Origin of the sequence: Anoxybacillus mongoliensis, assembly GCF_014201515.1 — a bacterium.
Lineage (GTDB): Bacteria > Bacillota > Bacilli > Bacillales > Anoxybacillaceae > Anoxybacillus > Anoxybacillus mongoliensis.
In genome coordinates, this window is sequence record NZ_JACHEQ010000014.1 from 51,596 (window position 1) to 60,673 (window position 9,078).

Below are 9,078 nucleotides of genomic sequence, written 5' to 3' on the forward strand. Positions count from 1 at the left end.
CCCTCCCTACTCCCTCCTTTCTAGATGAATCGTGATCAGCTCTGGATCTACTCCCCACATATGTGCTAAAAAGCGGGCAATGTCGTCGTGTTTTTCTGTTATTGATGGCGATGATTGAATGCGAATCGGCTTCACAACAGAAGTCGTTTCTTCTGCCACCTCCACTGTAATCGCTTCAATTGGTGGAGGAGATTGTTCCGATTCCCCGATCGTTAATGAAATATCCGTCACCGTTAACCCATATGTGCGCATCAACTCCTCAGCCGCTGTGTTCTTTAGCTGGACAGCCATTTGTTCTAAAATATATGCACGTTGTGAGGCTTGTATTTCTTTTTTCTTTTTTTCAATGTCATTTTCGAGCGTTTCATTTTGTTGGTGTTGAATTGAAGCAAACCACGTATCTACATTCCCATGAAATAAACGAAGAAGTGGAGAAAATAAAATGAAAATAAACAGTAAACCAACAACCATCTTTACATATTTTTGAAATGAGCCATTTGGTAAAATAAGATCGATGATAACGGCTAGCAAAATGAATGTGATAAGATGGGAAATCCATTCGGTCAATAGTCCCACAGCCTCTATTCTCCTTTCAGCGAACCATCATCGTTAAATTTCCTGCTGCGATAATGACGGTCATACTTAAAAAAAACATAAGCGATACGATCATCAGAGCAACGAGCACATACATGATACTTTTGCTCATTATACTCAAACAGGAAATGACGATGCCTCCTCCCATCGGTTGTAACATTGCGGCTGCTAGTTGATAAATAAGGGCGATGACTAAAATTTTGATCGCTGGAAACGCTGCAATAAGAAGCAACAGAGCCACTCCGAACAACCCAACTGTATTTTTCAATAAGACGGAAGCGGTAACGACTGTATCGGCTGCATCGGTAAACATTCGACCGATAATCGGGATAAAATTTCCTGCCATAAATTTTGCTGCTCGTATCGCCACTCCATCCGCAATTGCGGTTGTTGCTCCCTTGACCGACAATACACCGAAAAAGATCGTTAGCATCACACCAAGTGAACCTACACTAATGTTGCGTAACAAATCGGCTAATTTCGTTACTTTGTAATGTTCGCTTAATAAGCTAACGATGCTTAAAATTGTCGCTAAAAATAAAAGCGGCAATGAAAAATGTTCAACGATCGTCCCTGTTATGTTCATAAAAAATAACACAATTGGGTGAAAAAAGGCTACAGATATAACACCACCAGACGACGCCATAAGCGCAAGTAAAATCGGTAAAAGAGCAATCATAAAACTCGTCATCGTCTGAATAGCCTCTTTCGCATACGTGACAGCAACATGAAAACTGTTCAGTGCAATAATCATCAGCACCATATAAACAACTGCATGAGCGACTTTACTGACAGCATGGTGTGAAAAAGCGTTTTGTAACGATTGTAAAAATATACTAAATACCGTTAGTAAAATAAGCATACCGAGCAACTTTCCATTCGCCATCAGCTCGTACAATAAAAACTTTATAAACGCCTGTAACCATTCGCTGAGCGATAGTTCTTTTTCGCCATTTATAAACTGCCAAAACGATCCTTTTTGGCTTTCTGGCAATAACCCTCCATACTGTTGAACAATGTGATCCCAATATTGTTTTATCGACTCCACACCAACTTGTTCTGCTTGTTGTTTCACTAGTTCATTTGTTGTTGGTGAAGCTTGTACAACGGAAGGCAAGAAAAAAAGGAGAAAGAAAAATAGGATGGGAGCGTACTTCATGTCATCACCCCTTCATCGGAAGAAAGCTCAAAATCGTTTCAATTAAAGCTGTTAAAATCGGAATCGCCATCGCTAAAATTAAAATTTTTCCACCGAGCTCAATTTTTCCAGCGATCGCTCCTTGTCCCGCATCTTTCGAAATTTGTGCGCCAAACTCCGCAATATAAGCAATGCCGATAATTTTTAAAATCGTTTCCACATACACCGTTTGAACGTGTGCTTCGTTCGCTAGCGTTTGAACCATGCGAAAAATGTCTTGAATGCGATCCATTAAAAATAAAAAAATAACTGTTCCAACAAAAACGGTTAACAAAAGTGAAATATTCGACTTATGTTCGTTTAAAATCGTCACTAAAAACGTTGCAATAAGTCCAAGTCCAACAATTTGCAAAATATCAATGAGTATTCCCTCCTAACTTTGAAACAAAAAAACAGATTTAATTTTTTGGAATAAGTCTTGAACGATTGAAATGACGAGAAACAAAATGTAAATAAACCCTAGTAACGTCACCCATTGCGCATACTCTTTTTTCCCAATTCCCTCTAAAACAGCATGCAAAAAAGCAACAACAATCCCTACGCCAGCAATTTGAAAAATTAAATCTACGTCAACGCCCATTTGAAATGTCCTCCTCTATATGAGTAAAAGCACGATGAGAATGCCCGTTAATACACCTAAACTTTTCATCATTTTTTCATAACGTTGTTGTTTTTCGATGGCGTCCCCTTCTTCTCTCTCTAAATGCACCATCGTTAAACGAATATAATTTTGTTGAATTTCATGATCGTATTGTCCAAGTGTTTCGCCAAATTGTTTCATAATCTCCAATTCCCCTTCTTTTAAGGCGGTCATTTTCCATACTTCGTGTAAACTTTCCTCCCATGCTTGACGAGCGTTCATCGTTCCTTTTTGTAATTTTTGCGCAAACGATTCAAACAGCCATGATAACGGTTTCGATAGCTGCTGGGACAATCGAAGCGCAGCGTCCATTAACGGCGTATGCCCATACATAATTTCTGCTTCAAGCGACTGCAACGCCATTTTTAACTGGCGCAATTGTCTTGTGCGCTCGCGTAAAAGTCGCGATGCTTCAAAACCTGACCATGTTGTCGCCAATATAATGCATATTGCTCCAATCCATTTCATTTACATCACGCTCATCTTTCGGTATATATCACGACCGTTTACATCTCGAATGGCTTGAATCGTTCCGGGACGTCCGATATTCGTCAATTCAACAAATCGTTCAAATACAGCTTGTTCTATAATCGGGCGTAGCGATGGGCGCTTCATTATATCGTCGAAATGATGGCCATGTGCTGTCATAAATAAGCCCACTCCCGCATGAATGGCTTCTAAAATTGCGGTGCAATCTGCCTCACTTCCGATTTCATCAACAATTAAAACGTCTGGGCTCATGGAACGAATCATCATCATCATCCCTTCCGCTTTCGGACATGCATCGAGCACGTCGACACGATAGCCGAATGTAAATTGCGGAATGCCTTTCACGCAACCAGCAATTTCTGAACGTTCATCGACGATGCCTACTTTTTGAGATGTAATATGTCTCTCTTTCACTCCAATGCTTACGATGCGTGCAATATCACGAAGAAGCGTTGTTTTTCCTGTTTGAGGCGCTCCGATAATCATCGTATTAAGCCATCGTCCGTCGTATAAGTAAGGAAGAAGTGGCTCAGCGATGCCGATTTGTTGCCGGGCCATTCGAATGTTAAATGATGTAATGTGTCGGATCGCTTTCACTTTTCCGTCTTCTGTAATTACTTTTCCAGCTAAACCGACGCGATGCCCACCTTGAATCGTGATGTAGCCTTTTTTCAACTCTTCTTCGATCGTATAAAGAGAATATTGGCTTAGTTTATTTAATAGTTCGATGCCTTCTTCCATTTGTACAATATGTGGACATATGTACGACCTCCCCCCAGCAATGACTTCTAATGGGCGATGAATGCGAATGCGAATTTCTTCGATCGCAGAATGAGAGCCAATAGGAAACGATTGAATGGCGTGCACGAGCGTTTTAGGCAACATATCAAACACTGCTTGCATCTTCTTCCCTCCTTCATTTCACAACATAAATGCCGATCAATATACATACAACCCCAACACCGATCCATACGAGCTTAAACAATGATAGCTCATTCGCTACTGCAACAAGCCCAACCATCATCACAACGAAAAAAATCGTCGGACCGACAGCCGCAAGCAATGTATTAACTGCAAGCGCCTTTTTTACATCATTCAGCGACAACATAACAATTGCTGCGCTTAACTCAATCGCCGCAGATAAAAACCGTAAACCCGCCATCGTCCAAACCGTTGCATCAATCTTCATCGCGTCCTCCTTGTACAACAGTGCTAGTACAACGTATGCAGAAATGGGACAATTCAGAAGTACGAGAAGGAAAATTTATATTTATAGGGAAAGATGTTTACACATAGAAAGGACAATACAATATTTTTTGCTAGTGCCATCAAGGAGGAGGTTGGAAAGATTTACAACGAAAAATATATAATTTTTACTAATCTGTTTAAAAAGGGGATAATCAAGATGGCATATATCATTCGTAAGATGAAACAAGGAGATATACAACAAGTTCAATATATAGCGAAAATAACTTGGAATGCTACTTACGAGGGAATTATTCCTTCAAATGTGCAAGAAAATTTTTTAAAATCAGCGTACAGTGATGAACGAATGAAACAACGATTACAACGCTCTACTCTTTTTGTAGCTGAAGTAAAAAACAACATTGTAGGGTTTGCTAACTTTTCTTCAGTAAGAGACGATGGAAAGGTTGAGTTGTGGGCGATTTATGTTCATCCGGAACAACAAGGCAAAGGGATCGGTTCAGCCTTGTTACAAAAAGGGATACAACATATAGACGGTGCGAATGAAATTTATGTAAATGTTGAAAAAGATAATATAATTGGAAAAAGCTTTTATGAGGCTAAAGGGTTTAAAGTTGTAAAAGAGTTTGATGAAGAGTTTGATGGTCATATGTTAAAAACAATCAGAATGGTTTTAAAACTTTAAAATTCCCATATACGAAATTCAGCTTGTCGATAATCGACAAGCTGAATTTCGTACTTTCATGAGTTTCCATTACGCACGTGATACGTATGTGCCGTCTGTTGTGTTAATAATTAATACATCGCCTTCATTAACGAAGAACGGTACTTGAACGACAAGGCCTGTTTCTAATGTTGCTGGTTTAGAGCCACCTGATGCTGTATCACCCTTAATACCTGGCTCTGTTTCAACAACTTTTAACTCAACTGTGTTTGGCAATTCGACACCAATCGTTTCACCTTGGTACATCATAATAAATACTTCCATGTTTTCTTTTAAAAACTTTAATTCATGCTCAATTTGTTTTGCAGGTAGTTCAATTTGCTCATATGATTCCATATCCATAAACACATGTTGATCGCCGTTTGCATATAAATATTGCATTTTGCGGTTATCGATTTGCGCTTTGTTTACTTTTTCACCGGCACGGAACGTTTTTTCTTGAATCGCACCTGTGCGCAAGTTACGAAGTTTTGAGCGAACGAACGCTGCACCTTTTCCTGGTTTCACATGTTGGAATTCGATGACGCGCCAAATATCGCCGTCAACTTCAATCGTTAAGCCTGTACGAAAGTCGTTTACTGAAATCATGTTCATTTCCTCCTACGTCTATAAAGTAATGAGATCTTTTGGTGAAAGTGTGAGCCGCTCATTGCCGTTTTCTGTAATGACGATGTCGTCTTCAATGCGAACACCGCCTAATCCTGCTATGTAAATGCCTGGTTCAACCGTCACAACCATTCCCGGCTGTAGCACTGTATCCGAGCGCATCGAAAGCGCCGGCATTTCATGCACTTCCATGCCGAGCCCATGACCTGTGGAATGTCCAAAATATTCACCAAATCCACAAGCAGAAATATAATCGCGTGTGAGCGCATCTGCCTCTCGTCCTGTCATCCCGGGACGAATGTGTTCAACACCGCGAAGCTGGGCTTGCAATACGACATCGTATATGCGCTTTAATTCGTCACTTACCTCTCCAACGGCAACCGTTCTCGTAATATCGGAGCAATATCCTTTATAATACGCACCAAAATCAAGCGTGACGAGCTCTCCTTTTTCAATGACTTTCTCTGTCGCCACCCCATGTGGCAATGCTGAGCGCACACCAGATGCAACGATAATATCAAACGATGAACTTGTCGCCCCTTGTTTGCGCATAAAAAATTCTAACTCATTCGCCACATCTATTTCGCGCACACCCGGGCGAATAAAATCGAGAATATGGCGAAAGGCGGCGTCGGCAATCTCGGCTGCTTCCTTTAATATCTTAATCTCTGCTTCCGACTTAATCAAGCGTAACTTTTCAACCGCGCCTGAAACTGGGACAAACGTTGCTTTGATTGCTTTTTCATATGCTGAAAACGTTGCATACGAAAGATCGTCTTGCTCAAATCCAAGCTTTTTAATACCTAATCGCTCGACTTGTTTTGCTACTTCTTCAATGAGCGTTTGTGTATGTTGAACAATTTCATACCCTTCAATTTGTCTTGTCGCTTGTTCGACGTAGCGAAAATCGGTAATAAATACGGCATCCGTTTCGCTAATTAAAGCAACACCAGCCGTCCCTGTAAAATTCGTCATATAGCGACGATTATACTCGTTTGTAATGAGAAATCCATCAATGCCATGTTCGGCAAATTGTGCACGAAGTTTTTGTACTTTATCCAATGTTATTTCCCCTTCCCTTCAACCATATCAAGCAACGCTAAAATCGCCAATCGATATCCGTTTACACCGAGACCAACAATTTGCCCAGCCGTCACAGGAGCAAGAACAGATTGGTGACGAAACGGCTCTCTAGCGTGAATATTTGAAATATGTACTTCAATGACTGGTGTTTGTATACTTGCAATCGCATCACGCAACGCATAACTATAATGCGTAAACGCCCCAGGATTAAAAATGATTCCATCGTACAACGATTCCGCCCGATGAATTTGGTCAATTAACGCCCCTTCATAATTACTTTGGTAGCATGTTAACTCGGCTCCATATTCACCGGCAAATTCGGCTAACTGTTTTTCTAATTGAGCAAGTGTCGTATGCCCATAAATGTGCGGCTCCCTCATACCGAGACGATTTAAGTTTGGACCGTTTAAAAGGAGGAATCGAACCATTCCCCCTCTCCCCCCTTTACTGATGAAAATACATATGGTTATTTTACCACATCGACCTGTTTTTGTCGCCTCATCTCTGCAACTTCAAATGAAATGGAATAACCGATAAACATTCCATATAAAATGTAAAAGCATACCATCGTGACAACCGTATTTCGCTCAAGTTGTGGAACGGCTTTTAACTGCGGAAAAATGGGATTTAATACGTAAAAAACAAGCACCCATAACCCGATGCCGAAAGCGACGCCTGGCCAAATGCCTTGACGATTTTTTAAAAAAGCATAGTACAGAAACGAAGCAATAACTGAAGCGAGCCCAATGAACAAAATCGCAATCGTCTGACCAAGGGCACCGTCTTTCCAATCACCGATCGCCCACGGTTGCAAAATGAAATTTGGCGCGACTTCTGTAAAATGAAAAAAATAAGCACAGTATGCGAGGAAGCTCCAAAATACACCCCCAATAAAACCAATCAATGCAACTTTTGCTAAAACGGGCATTGGTTTTTCTCTTTTATTTTGTTCAAGTTGTCCGTCTTGTTTCGTTTTTGTTTGCACAACAATCACCTCCGTTTTTATCTTATCCAAAATGTTGGATCTCATGTGTATCAGTTCTCATTTTTGGCAACAATACAAATACAAACGATACATCGACCTAGAGGTTTTTAGCGTTTTCTTGTAGAATATAAGAAAAAAGAAAATAGGTTGGTGTCTTCTTATGAGTAAAAACGTGTATGGCGGTCAAGCGGTCATTGAAGGTGTCATGTTCGCTGGACGCAATCATTCCGTCACAGCCATTCGACGAAAAGACGGTTCGATTGAGTATTTCCACGTTCCACGCGAAACAAATAAAACGTTTGCTTTATTCAAAAAAATTCCGTTTCTTCGCGGCATTTTTGCCATTATTCAAGCAAGTGCGAACGGCTCGAAACATTTACAATTTTCAAGTGAACGATATGATCTTGATCCAAATGAAGACGAAACGCTAGACACTGAAGCTACGTCCAAATGGACAATGATTTTAGGCGTTGCGCTCATCGGGGTATTATCGTTTTTATTCGGGAAATTTATTTTCACGCTTATTCCTGTATTTTTAGCCGAATTAACGAGACCGATGTTCCCATCGAACATAGCACAAATACTCGTTGAAGGGTTTTTTAAACTTCTTTTACTTTTAGGGTATATTTACTTTATTTCGCTCACACCACTTGTCAAACGACTGTTTCAATATCATGGAGCAGAACATAAAGTAATTAATGCCTATGAAAATGGTTTACCATTGACGGTTGAACATGTACAACGACAATCTCGTCTTCATTATCGTTGTGGTAGTAGCTTCATTTTATTTACGGTCATCATTGGCGTATTCGTTTACATGTTCGTCCCAACTGAACCACTTTGGGTGCGCGTATTAAATCGATTAGCGCTCATTCCCGTTGTATTAGGATTATCTTTTGAAGTATTACAAATTACAAACGCGGTGCGACATGTTCCCGTTTTGCGCTCACTTGGCTACCCTGGTTTATGGTTACAACTATTAACGACGAAAGAACCGACCAATGATCAAGTGGAAGTAGCGATCGCATCATTTCAACGTTTGCTTGAGTTAGAGGGAGAAGCGACGAAACAGCAAGAAGAAGTGGTGTAATGATAAAGGAGGTGGATCGATTGCGTCGGCGCCCATTCCCGCTTATTACTTTGCTTATTGTATTCGCTATTTTTGGGTTTTCTTATCGTTTATGGAATGATCCGATTCAGTTGTTGAAACAAATATTTTTTATCATATTTATTGTAGCTGTTTTTTACGGCATATATAAATGGGTACAAAGGCAGCGCTTTGGTCAATCATATCAAAGAGCGGTGAAACAATCGAAAAAACTCCACCATCAAAAAACGAAGCCGACGTCGAAAAAACAACCGCGCCCAACTGCTTTAAAGAAAAAGCACGCCACCCACTTAACAGTCATTGAAGGTAAAAAAGGAAAGAAAAAAAATCGGGCTTCTTTTTAGCCCGATTCAGCTTGTCGACAAAGTCGACAAGCTGTTTTAATATATAGGTATAAGGGTATAGGAGGGGAGAAATCGGATGCTTCAACGTCATCAAGAAGATC

14 protein-coding genes are annotated in these 9,078 nt (G+C 40.4%); 3 read left to right on the forward strand and 11 right to left on the reverse strand.

Annotated elements, in window-relative coordinates; genetic code table 11:
* Window positions 1–6: 6 nt before the first annotated feature.
* Genes spoIIIAF through HNR43_RS11705 form a run of 7 tightly spaced genes read right to left on the reverse strand, consistent with a single transcriptional unit; the run spans window position 7 to window position 4,110 of the window.
* Window positions 7–576, reverse strand: coding sequence for a stage III sporulation protein AF (gene spoIIIAF, locus HNR43_RS11675; RefSeq protein WP_183244076.1), 570 nt, complete (start codon window positions 574–576; stop codon window positions 7–9).
* Between the two features lie 16 nt (window positions 577–592).
* Window positions 593–1,753, reverse strand: a complete 1,161-nt coding sequence (gene spoIIIAE, locus HNR43_RS11680; protein ID WP_183244078.1) for a stage III sporulation protein AE — start codon at window positions 1,751–1,753, stop codon at window positions 593–595.
* A 4-nt stretch (window positions 1,754–1,757) separates the two neighbouring features.
* Window positions 1,758–2,159: a stage III sporulation protein AD gene (spoIIIAD, locus tag HNR43_RS11685; RefSeq protein ID WP_343055775.1), complete on the reverse strand. Its 402-nt coding sequence runs from the start codon at window positions 2,157–2,159 to the stop codon at window positions 1,758–1,760.
* 6 nt (window positions 2,160–2,165) lie between these two features.
* The gene (spoIIIAC, locus tag HNR43_RS11690) at window positions 2,166–2,372 is read right to left on the reverse strand and encodes a stage III sporulation protein AC (protein ID WP_183244082.1); all 207 of its coding nucleotides are present in this window, start codon (window positions 2,370–2,372) and stop codon (window positions 2,166–2,168) included.
* Between the two features lie 15 nt (window positions 2,373–2,387).
* Window positions 2,388–2,900: a stage III sporulation protein SpoIIIAB gene (gene spoIIIAB / locus HNR43_RS11695; protein WP_183244085.1), complete on the reverse strand. Its 513-nt coding sequence runs from the start codon at window positions 2,898–2,900 to the stop codon at window positions 2,388–2,390.
* Window positions 2,901–3,824, reverse strand: a complete 924-nt coding sequence (gene spoIIIAA, locus HNR43_RS11700) for a stage III sporulation protein AA (RefSeq protein WP_183244087.1) — start codon at window positions 3,822–3,824, stop codon at window positions 2,901–2,903.
* Between the two features lie 13 nt (window positions 3,825–3,837).
* Window positions 3,838–4,110, reverse strand: a complete 273-nt coding sequence (locus HNR43_RS11705; protein ID WP_183244089.1) for a YqhV family protein — start codon at window positions 4,108–4,110, stop codon at window positions 3,838–3,840.
* Window positions 4,111–4,326: 216 nt separating this feature from the next.
* Between HNR43_RS11705 and HNR43_RS11710 the strand changes: the two genes are divergently transcribed.
* Complete coding sequence (locus tag HNR43_RS11710) at window positions 4,327–4,812, forward strand: GNAT family N-acetyltransferase (RefSeq protein ID WP_183244091.1); 486 nt, start codon at window positions 4,327–4,329, stop codon at window positions 4,810–4,812.
* A gap of 69 nt (window positions 4,813–4,881) precedes the next feature.
* Here the strand turns inward: HNR43_RS11710 and efp are convergent, their stop codons facing one another.
* Genes efp through HNR43_RS11730 form a run of 4 tightly spaced genes read right to left on the reverse strand, consistent with a single transcriptional unit; the run spans window position 4,882 to window position 7,570 of the window.
* On the reverse strand, window positions 4,882–5,439 hold the full coding sequence (gene efp / locus HNR43_RS11715) for an elongation factor P (protein WP_004889583.1): 558 nt from the start codon (window positions 5,437–5,439) through the stop codon (window positions 4,882–4,884).
* Window positions 5,440–5,457: 18 nt separating this feature from the next.
* Window positions 5,458–6,519 (reverse strand): M24 family metallopeptidase, encoded by a 1,062-nt coding sequence (locus tag HNR43_RS11720; protein WP_183244092.1) that lies wholly within the window; start codon window positions 6,517–6,519, stop codon window positions 5,458–5,460.
* Window positions 6,520–6,521: 2 nt separating this feature from the next.
* Window positions 6,522–6,968, reverse strand: coding sequence for a type II 3-dehydroquinate dehydratase (gene aroQ / locus HNR43_RS11725; protein WP_032100024.1), 447 nt, complete (start codon window positions 6,966–6,968; stop codon window positions 6,522–6,524).
* A gap of 38 nt (window positions 6,969–7,006) precedes the next feature.
* Window positions 7,007–7,570, reverse strand: a complete 564-nt coding sequence (locus HNR43_RS11730; protein WP_183244093.1) for a YqhR family membrane protein — start codon at window positions 7,568–7,570, stop codon at window positions 7,007–7,009.
* Between the two features lie 115 nt (window positions 7,571–7,685).
* On the opposite strand from HNR43_RS11730, the gene HNR43_RS11735 reads away from it, so the two are divergent.
* Window positions 7,686–8,615 carry a DUF1385 domain-containing protein gene (locus HNR43_RS11735; RefSeq protein ID WP_183244094.1) on the forward strand — a complete coding sequence of 310 codons (930 nt, stop codon included), beginning with the start codon at window positions 7,686–7,688 and terminating at the stop codon, window positions 8,613–8,615.
* Between the two features lie 20 nt (window positions 8,616–8,635).
* Window positions 8,636–8,977, forward strand: coding sequence for an SA1362 family protein (locus HNR43_RS11740; protein ID WP_183244095.1), 342 nt, complete (start codon window positions 8,636–8,638; stop codon window positions 8,975–8,977).
* Window positions 8,978–9,078: the final 101 nt, after the last annotated feature.